Here is a 16,258-nt window from a genome sequence, read left to right on the forward strand (position 1 = left end):
GCGCACTGAACCAAGCTGAGATGCCAAACTAGCATCTCAGCCCAGAGATCAAATCACCATTGATAACCTAAACCGAGTGCCAATCCCACCTGGCCCTGTGTATCGCTGCTGCCCTGCAGCTTGCTCACCCAACGACCGTTGTCGGATATATGAGACACGCCAAATGCCACCGCAGACTGGCCTCTGTAGCTACCGACACCCGCAGTAGTCATGCTGGCGCCAGGAGCATAAGGCTGGGGCAAACTGGCCATAGCCATAGCCCCGGCAATACCTGCGCTTAGAGTGTCATCTTGTTTTTTCAGGTCGTGCCGAAGTTCGGAGTAACGCTGGTCAGTGTAAGCATTTGCATTGTTGGTGATGTTGGCAACGCTCTTTGACAGCTGGTCAACATTGACCGCATCCGTCCCCTTGGTACCCGCAGCCACATTGGTAATCTGACGTTCATTACCTGAGCTACCCACCGACACGCTGTTCTCCCTGTCAGCGATCGAATTGCTACCGATGGCTGCCGAGTTCTTCGCCGTAGCTTGCGAACCGCTGCCTACGGCTACAGTATTTTGCGCAATGGAGTGAGCGTTGTTACCAATTGCCGTGCTGTTTGATCCAGAAGCCTTGGCCCCCGCCCCGCCCGCCGTGGAACCTGTACCTGAAGCTATGGGTTTGATGGCTGTACTGCCGTTATTCACCTGAAACATGCCATCGGCGCCATTCTTGATGTTGGCGACATCTCCCGCCACCTCGGTGACTCGGCCATCCATATTGGCCACTGAAGTGTTCACATTTCTGATTGAGTCATCTGTGTATTTTTTAGTCACCGCGACTGCACCATCCAATTGCCTCAAGTTGACGGCATCGGTAGCTTCTTTTCCGTCGGCTACATTAGTGAGTGTTCTCGTTTGTCCAGTGGCGGCATTGCCGATCGAAACAGTACCGCTGGAAGAGTTCACAACCCCTGAATATGCACCGGTGTAGGTAAGGGCACCTCTTCCGTCGTCACTGGCTCCTTGACCTAACGCGATGCTTCCACTTGCCGTCGACTTCGCCCCTTGTCCAATGGCAATCGAGTTAGCCGCCGACGAGCTGCTGTCCGCGCCTATGGCAATTGCTCCAGTACCGGACGACTTGGCATTTCCCCCGACCGCAATCGAGTCGTTACCACCTGCAATGGAATCGGCCTTTACAGAGTTGGTATGGAAATACTTGACCCCGCCTCCGTTGTTTATGTTGTTGACCGTGCTTTCCACCGTGGTAACGCGCCCATCAAGCGCCGTAATGTCAGTTGTGTTCTGGTCTACCTGATTTCCCAGTGCAGTCAACTGAGCCACGTTTACGGCATCTGTCGCCTCAGAACCCGCCGCCACTCCGGTTATTTTCCGCTGTCCCAAGGCAGTGCCGACACCAACCTCCCCAACTGAAGACTGAGGAGCCGCTAGCCGATAGGCGGTATAAGAACTTTCAGCTCCCACAGCTGTAACCGAATTGGAGCCCAGAGCAACGGAGTTGGCGAAGCTGGCTACAGCGCCATTGCCAATAGCCACCGCATTGGTAGCCGTCGAGCTGGCAGCCGGGCCGACTGCGACACTATCGGTGCCCGTGGCGGTGCTATCGGCCCGGGTCGAATTGGCGTGGAAATACTTGATGCCTGCACCGTTGTTGACGATGTTGTTCACCGAAGTACCGAGTCCATCGACCGCAGTGTTGGTGGTAAACAATTGGCTACCGTTGACTGCATCAGTGCTAGTCGCACTGATCCGACCCGCTGCCACATTGCTGATCTGACGTTCCGAACCCACGGCCCCAACACTCAGGACACCCATCGGCGCACCGCCAGCATAAGTATAGGTCGTGCCGTTGATCAAACCGCTGGTGCTGGCCACGGCTGCTGCGGTGGTTGCACCATTACCAATAGCAACGGAGTCGGCCACACTGGCGACGGCACCATTACCCACGGCAATCGAGTTAGTTGCCGAAGCGCTGGCCGCCGGGCCGACCGCCACACTATCGGTCCCCGTGGCGGTGCTATCGGCCAGGGTCGAATTGGCGTGGAAGTACTTGATGCCTGCACCGTTGTTGACGATGTCGCCAATGGTCTGGTTGGTCGCATACAGCTGCGCACCATTGACCGCATCGGTCGATGCCGCACCCAAGGTACCAGCCGTCAGGTTGGTGATTTTCACACCGCCAGCCGGAGCCCCCACGCCACCGGTAGCCCCAAGGGTAATGGTGTTACCACTCAGGGCATCGTATTTCACCGCGATATTGGCCGTGTTGACCACATCACTGTTCAACGCAGTCAGGGCGCCCGCTACGCTGGTTTGGGCCGTGGTGGAACCTACCGCGCCGGTGGTGCTGACAGTGTTGATTGGCTGGCTGAAACCGGTAAGGCCAGCGGAGGGCGAATAGGTCGCGCCGCCGCCGAGGGTGTTGGCCGAGGTGTTGCCCAGGGTCGTGGTTTGAGTGCCGAGAGTACTCATCGATGTGTTGGTGGCGAACAGCTGGCTGCCGTTGACCGCGTCGGTGCTGGTCGCACTGACCTGGCCAGCGGCCACGTTGCTGATTTGACGTTCTTTACCCAGAGCACCAACACTCATCACACCCACCGGGGCAGCCCCCGCATAGGTATAGGTGGTGCCGTTGACCACGCCACTCGGGGTCGCCGTAGCGGCTGCCGTTGTAGCGCCATTACCCAGAGCAACCGAGTTGGCCACGCTGGCGACCGCACCATTACCGATAGCCACCGCATTGGCAGCCGTCGAGCTGGCAGCCGGGCCGACCGCCACACTATCGGTACCCGTGGCAGTGCTATCGGCCAGGGTCGAGTTGGCGTGGAAGTACTTAATGCCTGCACCGTTGTTGACGATGTTGTTCACCGAAGTACCGAGTCCATCGACCGCAGTGTTGGTGGCAAACAGTTGGCTACCGTTGACCGCATCAGTGCTGCTCGCACTGACTTGGCCAGCGGCCACGTTGCTGATCTGACGCTCTTTACCCAGAGCACCAACACTCATCACACCCACCGGTGTAGATCCCGCATAGGTATAGGTGGTGCCGTTGACCACGCCACTCGGGGTCGCTGTAGCGGCAACGGTTGTAGCGCTATTACCCAGAGCAACCGAGTTGGCCACGCTGGCGATGGCACCATTACCAATAGCCACCGCATTGGTAGCCGTCGAGCTGGCAGCCGGGCCGACCGCCACACTATCAGTCCCCGTGGCAGTGCTATCGGCCAAGGTCGAGTTGGCATGGAAGTACTTGATGCCAGCACCATTGTTGACGATGTCGCCAATGGTTTGGTTGGTCGCATACAACTGCGCACCATTGACCGCATCGGACGATGTCGCACCCAAGGTGCCAGCCGTCAGGTTAGTGATTTTCACACCACCGGCCGGAGCCCCCGCGCCACCGGTAGCCCCCAGGGTAATGGTGTTGCCACCCAGGGCATCGTATTTCACTGCAATATTGGCCGTGTTGACCACATCACTGTTCAACGCGGTCAGGGCCCCCGCTACGCTGGTTTGGGCCGTGGTGGAACCTACTGCACCAGTGCTGCTGACAGTGTTGATCGACTGGCTGAAACCAGTAAGACCAGTAGCAGGCGAATAGGTCGCGCCGCCGCCCAGGGTGCTGGCCGAGGTGTTGCCCAGGGTCGTGGTTTGAGTACCGAGAGTATTCATCGATGTGTTGGTGGCAAACAGTTGGCTGCCGTTGACCGCATCAGTGCTGCTCGCACTGACTTGGCCAGCGGCCACGTTGCTGATCTGACGCTCTTTACCCAGAGCACCAACACTCATCACACCCACCGGTGCAGATCCCGCATAGGTATAGGTGGTGCCGTTGACCACGCCACTCGGGGTCGCTGTAGCGGCAACGGTTGTAGCGCTATTACCCAGAGCAACCGAGTTGGCCACGCTGGCGATGGCACCATTACCAATAGCCACCGCATTGGTAGCCGTCGAGCTGGCAGCCGGGCCGACCGCCACACTATCGACCCCCGTGGCAGTGCTGTCGGCCAGGGTCGAGTTGGCATGGAAGTACTTGATGCCTGCACCGTTGTTGACGATGTTGTTCAGCGAAGTGCCAACGCCATTGACAGCAGTGTTGGTCGCATACAACTGCGCACCATTGACCGCATCGGACGATGTCGCACCCAAGGTGCCAGCCGTCAGGTTAGTGATTTTCACACCACCGGCCGGAGCCCCCGTGCCACCGGTGGCCCCCAGGGTAATGGTGTTGCCGCCCAGGGCATCGTATTTCACCGCGATATTGGCCGTGTTGACCACATCACTGTTCAACGCGGTCAGCGCCCCCGCTACGCTGGTTTGTGCCGTGGTGGAGCCTACCGCGCCGGTGGTGCTGACAGCGGTGATTGGCTGGCTGAAACCAGTAAGACCAGTAGCAGGCGAATAGGTCGCGCCGCCGCCCAGGGTGCTGGCCGAGGTGTTGCCCAGGGTCGTGGTTTGAGTACCGAGAGTATTCATCGATGTGTTGGTGGCAAACAGCTGGCTGCCGTTGACCGCGTCGGTGCTGGTCGCACTGACTCGTCCCGCCGCCACGTTGCTGACCTGGCGCTCCGAACCCACGGCGCCCGCACTCAGGACACCCACCGGCGCACCGCCGGCGTAAGTGTAAGTGGTGCCGTTAATCAAACCGCTGGTGTTAGCCACGGCTGCTGCAGTGGTTGCACCACTGCCCAGGGCCACCGAGTTAGCTACCGTAGAGGCTGCACCATTACCCATAGCAATCGAGTTAGTTGCCGAAGCGCTGGCAGCCGGGCCGACTGCCACACTATCGGTCCCCGTGGCAGTGCTGTCGGCCAGGGTCGAGTTGGCATGGAAGTACTTGGTGCTAGTGCCATTGGTGATGATGTTGTTGACGGCCTGGTTGGTGGCATACAACTGCGAGCCGTTGACTGCATCGGTCGATGCCGCACTCAAGGTGCCAGCCGTCAGGTTGGTGATTTTCACACCACCGGCCGGAGCTCCTGCGCCACCGGTGGCCCCCAGGGTAATGGAATTGCCGCCCAGGGCATCGTATTTCACCGCGATATTGGCCGTGTTGACCACATCGCTGTTCAGCGCGGTCAGCGCCCCCGCCACACTGGTTTGGGCAGTGGTTGCGCCAACCACTCCGGTGGCGCTGATACTGTTGATCGGTCGGCTGAAGCCACTAATCTGCCCCGTAGTGGCCGAATAGGTGGCGCCCCCCCCCAGAGTGCTGGCGGTGCTGACGCCGAGTTTATTGACACCAGTCACCACCGAATTCAGTTGAGAACCATTCACCGCATCAGTGCTCGTAGCGGACAGCACCCCGGCGGCGACATTCTGGATCTGCCGCTCCGTGCCTGCGGCCCCCACCGATACCACGCCGTTGGCCGCGCTGGCAATGCCTTGGGCGGTAGCACCATAAAAGGCGGTAGTACCTATATGGGGTGCGGCGGTCACACTGCCCGCCCCCAACGCCACATCATTGGTATTACTGGCGGTCGAACCCGCACCCAGAGCCATGGCAGAGGCACTTTGCGCTGTTGCCGACTTACCAAAAGCGAGTGCATTGACAGCCAGAGCACTGGAAGCAGTACCAATGGCTACCGCATCGGAAACGGAGGATGCCCCTACCCCAAAGGCTATGGCATTGACCCCGTTGGCCACAGTAGACGCATCACCAAAGGCAAACTTATTTGCGTAAATGGTGGTTGTAGAAGCGGTTGCTCCAGAGTCACCCAACCAGACGTTGGCCATATTGGGAGTATCCGCATTACCTTTAAAAAGCTCATAAACGGTATTTGTCGCGCCGTTTACAGCCGCTAAGAGTAAATCCGCGCCTTGGGCAGCTTGAGTGTTAGCGTTAGCATAAAATGTAAGCCCGGGATTGGCAGTTGGAGTGCATCCATACGAAGTGCTTACTACGTAACAATTAAAGTCGGGAGCCGCACCCATTGCACCTACCGGGAAAAGAAAAAAACAACTACCTAACAGACCAATTGCTATTAGGCAATTTTCAGTCTTTTTGCCTGCCGAGTTTGCAGAGAAGTTGGTAGTAGATTTCTTTTTATTGCTCGACGCAAACTCCGAGGCCACCACCCAGCACCCCAGTGAAAAACTCCAGACCACAGAAAAAAATTTATTCATTTTCAATTTGGCGTAAACCAATCTCCAAAACTTAGACGCAGGGTGCCGTCCGCATAAGTCTTGACCCATGCGGTCAGGTAGTTATATTCAGTACCTCAAGACAAACGTTGCCAGTACTCCACCCCCCAGCACGACCCAACTGCACCAATGAACTGAAAATAACAGAACGTTGAACTAAAGGATCTTCAAGCCCCGGAACACGGAGCAGCATGCTGGACATTAGAGGGCACCCGGTTGCGAGGGGAATCCGCCAATTTTCCGGGAGTACCCTTGGGGCCAACAGTAGAAACAGCTCTATCCCTACAGGAAATTTCTCGGAGACCGAGAGAAAATGCCATAGACCTTAAAAGACCAACGCCAGTTATCCCGCAAAGAGCGGTATGTCTACCCTAAGTAAGCCAACCAGCAAGCAGCGTTTTCCAGAACGACGTGATCGAAGCTCTTTTAATCCCCCAGCGGCGTACTTTTGTCGACGATGGCAATGCCTATATTAAATGTAGTGTTAACCAGGTCCACCTATGGCAGATAACTACACATTGCGGTGACCGTGGCTTATACAAAACTCGTAGCTACCAGCAGACCGACTGTGTAAATGAACCCCAGCAGAGCTGCACTCGTTTATTTGAAACTCAGCGTAAAGAAGGCGAACATCCATGCGTTCCTCACCGGACTTGAGTGAGAAGATTACTTGGCATGTCCCGGTCGGTTTTAGCAGTTTTTCGATACGCAACAATTGCTCTGTGATGCTCATCGGCGAGGAGGACGCGCAGAGCCTTGCTGGTCATGCGCGCGGGCTACTTTGTTGGGCCCGCCCGAGCCATTGGAGCAGGTCCGCGCCACTCATGGGCCTGACATACCAATCCCCCTGCCCTTGCGTACAGCCCATGTTTAGTAGGTGTCGCCGTTGCTCGCCGGTCTCGATGCCCTCCGCTACAACCGCCACCCCCAGGGCTTCACCCAGCGCCAAGGTGCTGCCGACCACCGCCTGGCAACGTAGCTCACGGGGCAGTGCTTGGACGAACCCGGCACCCAGCTTGATTTCGTTGAACGACAACCGGAACAAGCGCTGCAGCGAAGAATAGTCGGTGCCGAAATTCTTGATCGACAACCGGCAATCCATCATCTGCAAGCTAAACAGGCACTCCAGGCTGGTTTCTGGCGCTTGCAGCAGGTCACTCTCAGTCAACTCGAAGGTCAGGCTCGAACCGCGCGCGCCGTACTCGCTGAGCAAGGTTCGGATCTGTGAAGCGAGCATACCGTTGGACCATTGCACTGCGTGCAGATTGAAGACGAAATTGAGCTCATGCCCCTGCGCCCTCAATTGCTGTTGCAGGACCAGCCCCTGATACAGTTGCTGGCGCAGCAGTTCATCGAGCAAGTCGCAGCGATCCAGCGTGGTCACGAAACAAGCAGGTATCAGAGTTTTGCCGGACGCATGTCGCCAGCGGGCCAGCACTTCAACACCAATGACTGCATCTGTTTTCAGATTGAATTTTGGCTGGAAGAGCCATTGGACCCAATCCACGAGAATCGCTGTGTCTGGCAATACTTTTTTTCCTGACCTGACCCTGAACTCGGTGCGCCGAGGGGGCATGGAAGCCACCGAACTGGCCTTGTTCAAGAGCCTCTCCTCCAAGGAACTGTTGATCCTGCAGCAGCTTGCCAAAGGCTTGAGCAACAAGCAGATCGGCGAAGACATGCTGCTCAGCAATAAGATCAAACGCATGTATAAAGCCCGACTGTTCGAGAAGCTCAATGTGAACTCCCTGGTGTATCTGTCAGACGTGGCCAAACGCAACAATCTGATCTGATGAAGTACTCACTGCGCATGTGCTTGGTCCAGCTCCTTGCTCTGGCGCCACAGGGTTCAGGTTGCTAGGTGGCTTGAATCGGTTGTTTTCAAATCGCAACGTTAATCGGTGACGGAAAAATCGTGTCTTTCGGTGTGCTGCACCAACGCCTTGTTCTGGTGGTCGTTGATGTTTGATAGCTCCGCAACGGCATGCGACATAAGTACAGGTAGGGAAATCAGTTATACGTCATGGTAAAAGTTGCTGTTCCGTTGGCCAAGCCGGCCTTGACATTGGGGCTGGTCTGATAATACTGCGCAACAAACGGAATGTTGTACGTGCCACTATTAGCCATTACTCCTACCGGGACTGTTTCACCAAAGGTCACTGGTGCACCATCGCGTGTGATTTTTATCCCCACTCCACTGGCGGCATTGCCCGTGGCGGATGAATTAATTGCCATCACCCCCGGCACACCAGAACTATCAGTGGTCGCGTCTAGTCTTAAATTAACCCGAGTACCAGCGTCGCAGTTAAGCGGGATAAGGAACTGAACCGGACTCGCTATGTACCCTACGCCTGTAAATGTGCTGCGCTGTACATTCCCCATCGGTACATTGATGGCGGTATTAGTAACTGAGCAAGCGACAGGAACAATATTGTTGATTCCTGTCAAATTTAGATCAAAAAGCCTAAGGGTGTCGGCGTTATCAAATGCCAATGTGCCAGGGGTCAAGGTGCCGCTACCAGTAGAGCCAACTGATGTCTTGATTAAAGAGGCATTAACGACGCCGTAATGATACCAATTGCCTTGGCCATATTGAAACGTAAATGGATATGGATAGGTAGTCTCATGAAAAATGTATTCTAACAATAGCCCCACGCCGGCGATGTTAGTACTATAAACGTTTTTCCCATAAGAGCTGAAGATTTTGAATTTACCTATATTTCCGGTAATATTATAAGTCGATGAGCAGATGTAGCTCCCACTTTGAAAACTTACTGATTTGGTTGACAGGACCGCTCCAAGGGGAGTATCTCGCTGAACCGTCACAGTTCCGAAGTTAATAGTTTTTGTGTCCTTACTCTCGCCAGATTCGTAAGCGCATGCAGCCCAAGCTGCCCCGGGAAGAATTATCAGCATACCAAGTAGCGAGGCAATAACTGCTTCGATGTTTCTCATTTACTTACTCTCTAAGTGTCCGATTATCGACAAATAAAATCGGATGTCGCCACTGATGATGGGGGATTTACTTTTGGCAAGGTGAAGTCAACCTGACACTGTTGGCTCGCCGTATTGCCCCACTTAACCAGCAAGTGACCTTTTTCCGGAACACCATTCAGATACACCTGGCCATCCGTGCCGACAATGCTGCTGTTCTCCATGGCACCGCCCTCTTGCCGCAGGGAGGCGGTGGCGCCAAACGGTACGGGTTTGCCCCGGTAGTTCAGTGTCATCAGCACGCGGCTGCCCACGCGAGTTTTAAAGTTGGCCAGTACCACCGCACCATTGGTTGGAATAACCGTCTGGGTGTTGGTGTCGATGTCCACATCTTCCGCCAGCGTCTCGCTATCCAGCGCGACACGGTTCTTGCGATAGGTACTGACGTACGGCACCACCGCGTAACCCCACCTGTCCGTGCGCACACCGGTATTATTTTGCACCTTCGCATCCGCCGCGCCCGGCGCGCGGACCAAGGCGATGGTCTCGCCTTGTTCCTGGGAGAAGGTCACGCCGTAAGGGTGGGCCACGACCCCGCCCTGGAACCCGTAGTTCACCTGTTGCGAGTTCTTGTCATAGTTGTAGCCCGCCCGGGCTTCACCATAGGCGCCCTTGTAGTTGGCGCTGGCACTACCGCTCGAGCCTATGCCCTGGTTGGCATAGCCCTGCTGTACGTTGTAGTTCAGGTTGTTGTCCGCCAGGGCGGTGCCGCTCAGGCTCACATCCTGGGTGGTATTGCCCTTCTTGCTCGTGTTGAAGTTGTAGCGAGCCCAGCTGCTAGGCAGCACTTTCTCCAAGGGAACCTGCACGCTAAAGGACAGTTGTTGATCTTTGCTGTTGCGACCTTCATAGATCGGCGCCCGAGTATAGGTGTAGTCCACACTGTAGCTGATGCCGTTGTAGCTCAGGTTGTAACCGGTGCTCAGGCTGCGTTCGTAGCCCTTTTGCCGCCAGAAGTCCTGCTGATAACCGTTAACATAGAAGTTGCCGTACTCGCCCAGCGATTGGCTGATGTTGATCTGCGCCTTGCTGCGCTTGTTATAGGTCCGGCGCCAATCATTGAAGTTGCCAGGATCGATTTCATTGGCTTCCTGGAAGTCGTAGTAACCGCTGGTGGAGTAACGGTAACCGGCCAAGGTAAAGGTGGTGCCGGTGACGGCGATGTCCTTGGCGTATTGAATGCGATACGACTGGCCATCATGACGAGAGCCATCGCGCAATTCGGTCTTGGCCTGTGTCACATCGGTGGACAGCGAACCCCAGTCACCAAACCCATGGCCGCCCCCCAGGCTGGTCGCGGAATATTTTCCAGACGCCAGCAAGCCACCGTACAGCGTGGAGTCATAAGGCATACCGTAGATCAGCGTGCCCTGGGCGAAGGCCGGCTTGCTACTCTCGCTGGCCGTCGAGCGGTATTCACCCGCGGCCACCGAGTACTTCAGGCGCCCTTCACGCAACATGACGGGCACGGCGGAAAACGGCTGGAGGGAGCGTCGTTCGGTACCGTCGGCCTCGGTAATGGTGACCTCCATATCACCGCTGGACGATGTGGGATAGAGGTCAGTAATGGTGAAGGCACCGGCCGGCACATAGGTCTGATAAATGATGTAGCCGTTTTGCCGCACGGTGACCTGGGCATTGCTCTGCGCGATGCCACGCACCACGGGTGCAAAGCCTTTCAGGCTGTCGGGAAACATGTTGTCGTCCGATGCCAACCGCGCCCCTCGATATTGGACACTGGTGAACACATCGCTGGGCGTCGAGCTATCACCCAGGGTCAGTTGCCCCTTTAACGAGTGAATATCCCGCTGGGCATAGCTGTTAACGTTATCCCAACCGCTTTTGCCGCTGCTCTGGTTGTAGGTGGAATAGTTGCGCAGCCGCCACGCACCCAAATTCAACCCGCTGCGCAGGTTCAGGTAATAACTGTCGTCGGTTCCCGAACGGTTGTCGCGCGAAGTATTGGCGCCGCTGAAGTTGTAATTCAGCAAGCCAGCCGTTAGCCCCTGGTCCCAGGTGCAGGGGTCCACATAACCACGGGCTTCGCTGCTCAGCGCCGCTTGCGGAATGCTGAGATCCAGGCGTTGCTCGCCGAAGTTGAACCGACTGCTGGAGTCCGGAATGTAGTCCCGCAGCTTAGTGATCGTTTGCGCTTCCGGTAATTGCTGCAGTGTTGGGAAGGCTTCGAGTTTGACGCCCATGTCTTTTAATTGCTTAGTCGTCAACTCGGGCTGCAACTTGCCTTCTACATCGACAAAGTTGACGTCTCGATTGCTGATGCGAGTGTCGTTCAGAAAAATATCAACCCGGTAGGTACCGGGAAGCTGCCCACCCTGGCTCGAAAAGCGCTCAAGGTCGATGGACTGCTGGCTGAGGGTATCTATTTCCAATGCCTGAGGGTTGAAATAGTCCTGCGCCAATACCGAGGCGGGTTGCAAACTCATCCCCAGAACGAATTGGGTTGCTACTAATGTCGTCAGACGCGTGGGAGTGAACGCATATGAACGACCACCTGCTTTTAGCCATGGCACAGGACTTTGATAATGTTTTTTCATGTCAATAAACTCCACTCAACTGTATGGCACGTAAGCCGCTCCCACTGGCTGCGGGCAATTGATCCAGCGGATTGATATTTAATTAAGCGAGGGGGGGCAGGCCTTTGAACTTAATCAGAGTGGCGCACTGACATCCGGAGAGATACCACCGAAATCATTGATCGACTGCCAACTTGCAACACCAGTCGCACCGGCCGGAATTGTCAATGTCAGTGAACTTTGTGGCGCCACCATGCCGGCATTTTCAATCTCGGCGTTACCCACGCTCACGCGATAAAAAGAAACGTGGTAAGGCGTTGGATTGTTGACCTGCAATTGATTGCCGGAGCGGCTGAACTTCAGGGATTTATAGGCCTCACTGGCGGAGCCGGACAAACCGAGCGGACGGTAGAACAATTTGATTCGGGTTTTTACCGAAATCTGTAATTGATTGGTGTCAGATTTTTCCGAGGAGGGAATCGACTTGATATTGACCCAGAACACTGACTCCTTGTTTTCTGGAAAGGTGCCACCGGTACGGATGATTCGCAGCACGTTTTCTTGCCCTGCATCGAGGCGAAACAATGGCGGTGTGACGATGAAGGGGGCCTTCTGAGTGGCAGTAGCCGACGTGCTCTCGACCCAGGACTGGATCAGATAGGGTGTGGTTTTTTCCGGATTCATGACCGAGATGGAGGCTTCTTTTTTCGAGCCGTCATACACCACACGAGTTCCGCCCACCACCACGCCGGCCCAGGAAGTATGGGTAATACCCAAGAGACAGCCGGTGATACAAACGGACTTGAGCCAATGCATTGATAAATGCTCCTTGAATTGTCCTCATTCCCTGTTCTTTTCCAGGAAAGTTGGTACGACTTAATCACTCAGTCGTGCCGGGCATTAAGTATGCTAATGCCCGAGCTTTACGACTTAATTGTAAATAATGGTAAAGTTGGTGACCGCGTTCGCGGGACCTGCTGTAACAGCAGCCTTAGTGGCAACATACTTGGCAATGAAGTTGTAGGTAGCATCAGGGGGCGTAATACCATGAGGGTTCGCCGAGCCACCTACCGGGATCTGAGTAGAGGAGTCCTGCTCATACAAGCCGATAGCGACACCGGTTGCCACGCCAGTACCGCTGGTCAGAGCCAGCAGCTTGCTGTTCAGAGTGTCGGCCGGGCCGTCGAACTTGATGTAGGCGCCCGTGACGGCTGCCGGGCAATTGGCTAGCACAATGCTGAAGAGCGTTGGCGCAGCGGTCGCGCCTACACTCGGCAGGGCAGTGGATTGGACCTTACCCAATGTGACGGTCTGGTTGGCGGTGTTTGCAGTAACGGTGCACGCTGCATCAGTAATATTGCCGATGAAGTTGATGGTGCCGTCATAGGCGTTGGCCATGCCTGCAAATGCGCAACCAGTCAGCAGCGCTACAGCGATCAAACTTTTCTTCATAGCGGTATTTCCTTCAGGTCAAGTAAGTTCTTGCACAATATTTAATTGTTTCGCTCAACAATACTAACGCCGGGCTATTGCTTTTTAGGCAGCAGTTTTATATGCAGGCGATTACGGTGGCTTGGAGAGTGAATAACAACAACGCAATTGTGTGGGGAGTTGGCGTCATTTGCGCCGGGAAAAGACTATCGCGCGATAGGAAAATTCTCGCGATAGCTCTGAATTATCTTGCCTAGGATTTAGCAGTCCGCGACTCAGCCATAATCACGTCCATCATTGAGGCGATATTTAGTCCTGAGGTAGAAAGACAACCGCTCCATGCACTGATAGAGACTGTTGATCGTTTCTGTGAGAGCCGCACGCTCCTCTTCGCGACAGGCGGCCTCGACCTCTTCGCAGCACTGAGTCAAGGCTGCATAACTGATGATTCTGGCCCCCCCTTTGATTCGATGGGCGAGATTGGAGAGCCCTTGCACATCATGTTGGGCGAACAACTTCTGTAGGTGTGTCATGTCCTCTTCATTGTTGGCGTCCAACTCCTGCAGAATCTTTCTTATAGCGTCTTTGTCACCACGGGTCAGTTGCTCAAGATTGGTGAGGTCAATTTCCTCGATGCCATCATCCCGAGCTTCAATCTCGGCCCTGGCAGGATTCATCACTTCGGGCGCGGCACTAAGCCATACCTCCAGCGCCTTCAGGCCGATCGGTTTGAACAGGCAGTCATCCATGCCAGCCTCCAGGCAACGCAGCTTTTCTTCAGGTTGCGCATTGGCGGTGAGCCCCAGGATCAAGCAGGGCTCCAGCCCACGGACAGATTCCTCTTCCCGGATTGCCTGTGCCAGGTTATAGCCATTCATGATCGGCATATGGCAGTCGGTGATGACCACATCAAAGTGACGATTGCGCCATGCCCGCAGGCCGTGGGCGCCGTCCACGGCATCTTCGACCTGATACCCCAGATAGCTCATCTGCTGGCACAGCAGAAGACGATTGGCGGGATAGTCATCCACTACCAGGACACGCAGGCTCCGTTCCCTGGTACCCACTGGCAACTCCTCGACTATTGGCCGTTCAACCAGTGGCTGGAGAACAGGCAGGTGCAGAGCAACCACAACTTGCGTACCTTCGCCAAAGGAACTGGAAAGGGTCAGGGTTCCCCCCATCATTTCGCACAGCGAGCGGCTGATCATCAGGCCCAAACCCGATCCACTATAAGATGACTGCGGATTGTTGCTGGCCTGGGCAAAAGGGTTGAACAGGATTTGCTGGTCCTGCCGGGAGATGCCGATTCCGCTGTCCTCGACCCTGAGGGTTATCTGGATAGACTTGCCATCCGAAGCTGCCTCGGCACGCATCTTCACCCAGACACTCCCCTCTTCAGTGAACTTGACCGCGTTGCTCAACAGATTGGAAAGGATCTGCTTGAACCGCAAAGGGTCTATCCATACGTCGCGATCTGAGTAAGTGTCCAACTCCACGACCAAGTACAAATGTTTCTGCTTGGCGACGCCCTCAAATACCCGGGTCACCGACTCAACGATATTCAGCAGATTGGCGCGCTCCGGCGCCAGCGAAAGCTTTCCAGACTCGATGCGGGAGATATCAAGGATATCTCCTATCAGGCCGAGCAAGTCCTTTGCGGTACCAGACGCCACCTCGATAGCGAAGCGGTCGGTTACACCCTGTTCGGCTTTCTTCAAGGCCAGTTCGAGCATGCCGATAACGGCATTTAGCGGCGTGCGAATCTCATGACTCATGGTAGCCAGAAAGGTAGTTTTTGCCCGGTTGGCCGCATCGGCGGCATTCTTGGCTTCGCTCAACTCATGCAGCAGTTGCTGGCGTCCGCTGACATCAATCCAACCGGCGACCATCCCGGCGACCTCACCGTCGGACCCTCGATACGGTAATGCCCAATGGTAGATTTTCAAGGCTCGCCCATCTGTCATGGTCAGGTCTCGATCATGTAGATGGGGTTCTCCTTTGCACATCAGCTCCAGGCAATAGCTGTGGTAGTTTTCCGCCTCGGTCCTATCGGCAAGCGGTGCATCAAGTGCTGAGGTACCAATGAGGTCGCTTTCGCTAAGACCGATCATGTTCTGGTAACTGCTATTGCAGAGGAGCATTCGCCCCATTCGATCACGGATGTAGAGAGGGTGAGGTGTTCCATCCAGCATCTTGCGAGTCAGTTCGTAACGACTTTCAAGCAGGCGGTATTCATTTGCGAGGACCTTCTGTGCATGGCGCGAAAGACGGTACTGAGCAATATGCAGGACTACCGAAAGCAAGATAAAAACAATAAGCAAGCACATGAAGTAACTCATCGAACGAAACCGTAAAGTTCACTAAATTCAGCCGACTATTGTGACTCAGTCAACCAGATGCAGTAGATGGCGAAAAGAAACAATACTAGCGTTTTGCTCGCGCACTCTTGATGCAGAGTAAGTTTTTAGCCAGTGACCAACAGATATACCGTTAAAAATCCGCCTATATCAGATTATTGCGCTTGGCAAAGTCGGCCAGATAAATAACTGATTTCACCTTGAGTTTTTCTATAAGTTTGACCTTGTAGGCGCTGACTGTCTTATTACTGATCAGCAGAGCTGTTCCTATTTCCTTGTTCCCCAGACCACTTGCAAGCATCTGTATTATGCTCAACTCGCGGTCCGACAGGCTTTTAATCAAATCAGCATCTGACACATGAATATCGCTGCTCCGCACTGAACTGGCAGACAGGTTGGGGAAGAAGTTATAGCCGTCCATGACTGCTCTGATGGCTCTGATCAACTCATCCTGATGGCTGGTTTTTGATACGAAACCAGCTGCTCCGGCCTTCATGCAGCGCAATGAATAAATCTCTGCGGCCTGCGAAGTAAAGACCATGATCTTGATGGGAAGGTCCATCATTCCGATGCGCGTGATGACTTCAAGCCCATCCATCTTGGGCATGGAAATATCGAGCACCATAATGTTCGGCACATGCAGTCGGGCCAGTTGCAAAGCTTCGGCACCGTTTTCCGCTTCCGCAACTATGTCGAAACCCCGTTCGCATAAGATATTTCTGAGTGTCAGTCTGATCAGCGGGTGATCGTCCGCTATAATTGCCTTATACATAAAATGTCCAATGGATTGCGT

At 55.0% G+C, this 16,258-nt stretch carries 9 protein-coding genes; 1 reads left to right on the top strand and 8 read right to left on the bottom strand.

Features of this window, described 5'->3' with window-relative positions; genetic code table 11:
* Window positions 1–53 precede the first annotated feature (53 nt).
* Both HKK52_RS04315 and HKK52_RS04320 read right to left on the bottom strand, forming a co-directional pair.
* Window positions 54–6,128 carry a YadA-like family protein gene (locus tag HKK52_RS04315; protein WP_169369689.1) on the bottom strand — a complete coding sequence of 2,025 codons (6,075 nt, stop codon included), beginning with the start codon at window positions 6,126–6,128 and terminating at the stop codon, window positions 54–56.
* A gap of 781 nt (window positions 6,129–6,909) precedes the next feature.
* Window positions 6,910–7,749 (bottom strand): EAL domain-containing protein, encoded by an 840-nt coding sequence (locus HKK52_RS04320; protein ID WP_237150696.1) that lies wholly within the window; start codon window positions 7,747–7,749, stop codon window positions 6,910–6,912.
* Between HKK52_RS04320 and HKK52_RS32515 the strand changes: the two genes are divergently transcribed.
* On the top strand, window positions 7,721–7,939 hold the full coding sequence (locus tag HKK52_RS32515) for a LuxR C-terminal-related transcriptional regulator (RefSeq protein WP_237150698.1): 219 nt from the start codon (window positions 7,721–7,723) through the stop codon (window positions 7,937–7,939). The genes HKK52_RS04320 and HKK52_RS32515 overlap by 29 nt on opposite strands.
* A 217-nt stretch (window positions 7,940–8,156) precedes the next feature.
* Here HKK52_RS32515 and HKK52_RS04330 read toward each other — a convergent pair whose 3' ends face one another.
* The 6 genes from HKK52_RS04330 to HKK52_RS04355 form a co-directional block, all read right to left on the bottom strand.
* Entirely contained in the window at window positions 8,157–9,101 is a 945-nt protein-coding gene (locus HKK52_RS04330; RefSeq protein WP_169369692.1) for a fimbrial protein, read from the bottom strand.
* Between the two features lie 23 nt (window positions 9,102–9,124).
* Window positions 9,125–11,584 (bottom strand): fimbria/pilus outer membrane usher protein, encoded by a 2,460-nt coding sequence (locus tag HKK52_RS04335; protein WP_169369693.1) that lies wholly within the window; start codon window positions 11,582–11,584, stop codon window positions 9,125–9,127.
* 225 nt (window positions 11,585–11,809) lie between these two features.
* Window positions 11,810–12,490: a fimbrial biogenesis chaperone gene (locus HKK52_RS04340; protein WP_169369694.1), complete on the bottom strand. Its 681-nt coding sequence runs from the start codon at window positions 12,488–12,490 to the stop codon at window positions 11,810–11,812.
* Window positions 12,491–12,604: 114 nt separating this feature from the next.
* Window positions 12,605–13,126, bottom strand: coding sequence for a fimbrial protein (locus HKK52_RS04345; RefSeq protein ID WP_169369695.1), 522 nt, complete (start codon window positions 13,124–13,126; stop codon window positions 12,605–12,607).
* Between the two features lie 254 nt (window positions 13,127–13,380).
* Window positions 13,381–15,447: an ATP-binding protein gene (locus HKK52_RS04350; protein ID WP_169369696.1), complete on the bottom strand. Its 2,067-nt coding sequence runs from the start codon at window positions 15,445–15,447 to the stop codon at window positions 13,381–13,383.
* A 163-nt stretch (window positions 15,448–15,610) separates the two neighbouring features.
* Window positions 15,611–16,237, bottom strand: a complete 627-nt coding sequence (locus tag HKK52_RS04355) for a response regulator transcription factor (RefSeq protein ID WP_169369697.1) — start codon at window positions 16,235–16,237, stop codon at window positions 15,611–15,613.
* Between the last annotated feature and the right edge of the window lie 21 nt (window positions 16,238–16,258).

The sequence above is a fragment of the Pseudomonas sp. ADAK2 genome, assembly GCF_012935755.1.
In the GTDB taxonomy this organism is placed as follows: Bacteria; Pseudomonadota; Gammaproteobacteria; order Pseudomonadales; family Pseudomonadaceae; genus Aquipseudomonas.

Coding starts and splice junctions, on each gene's coding strand:
- HKK52_RS04315 (WP_169369689.1), bottom strand. CDS start 6,128: ATGAATAAATTTTTTTCTGTGGTCTGGAGTTTTTCACTGGGGTGCTGG.
- HKK52_RS32515 (WP_237150698.1), top strand. CDS start 7,721: ATGGAAGCCACCGAACTGGCCTTGTTCAAGAGCCTCTCCTCCAAGGAA.
- HKK52_RS04330 (WP_169369692.1), bottom strand. CDS start 9,101: ATGAGAAACATCGAAGCAGTTATTGCCTCGCTACTTGGTATGCTGATA.
- HKK52_RS04335 (WP_169369693.1), bottom strand. CDS start 11,584: ATGAGTTTGCAACCCGCCTCGGTATTGGCGCAGGACTATTTCAACCCT.
- HKK52_RS04340 (WP_169369694.1), bottom strand. CDS start 12,490: ATGCATTGGCTCAAGTCCGTTTGTATCACCGGCTGTCTCTTGGGTATT.
- HKK52_RS04345 (WP_169369695.1), bottom strand. CDS start 13,126: ATGAAGAAAAGTTTGATCGCTGTAGCGCTGCTGACTGGTTGCGCATTT.
- HKK52_RS04350 (WP_169369696.1), bottom strand. CDS start 15,447: ATGAGTTACTTCATGTGCTTGCTTATTGTTTTTATCTTGCTTTCGGTA.
- HKK52_RS04355 (WP_169369697.1), bottom strand. CDS start 16,237: ATGTATAAGGCAATTATAGCGGACGATCACCCGCTGATCAGACTGACA.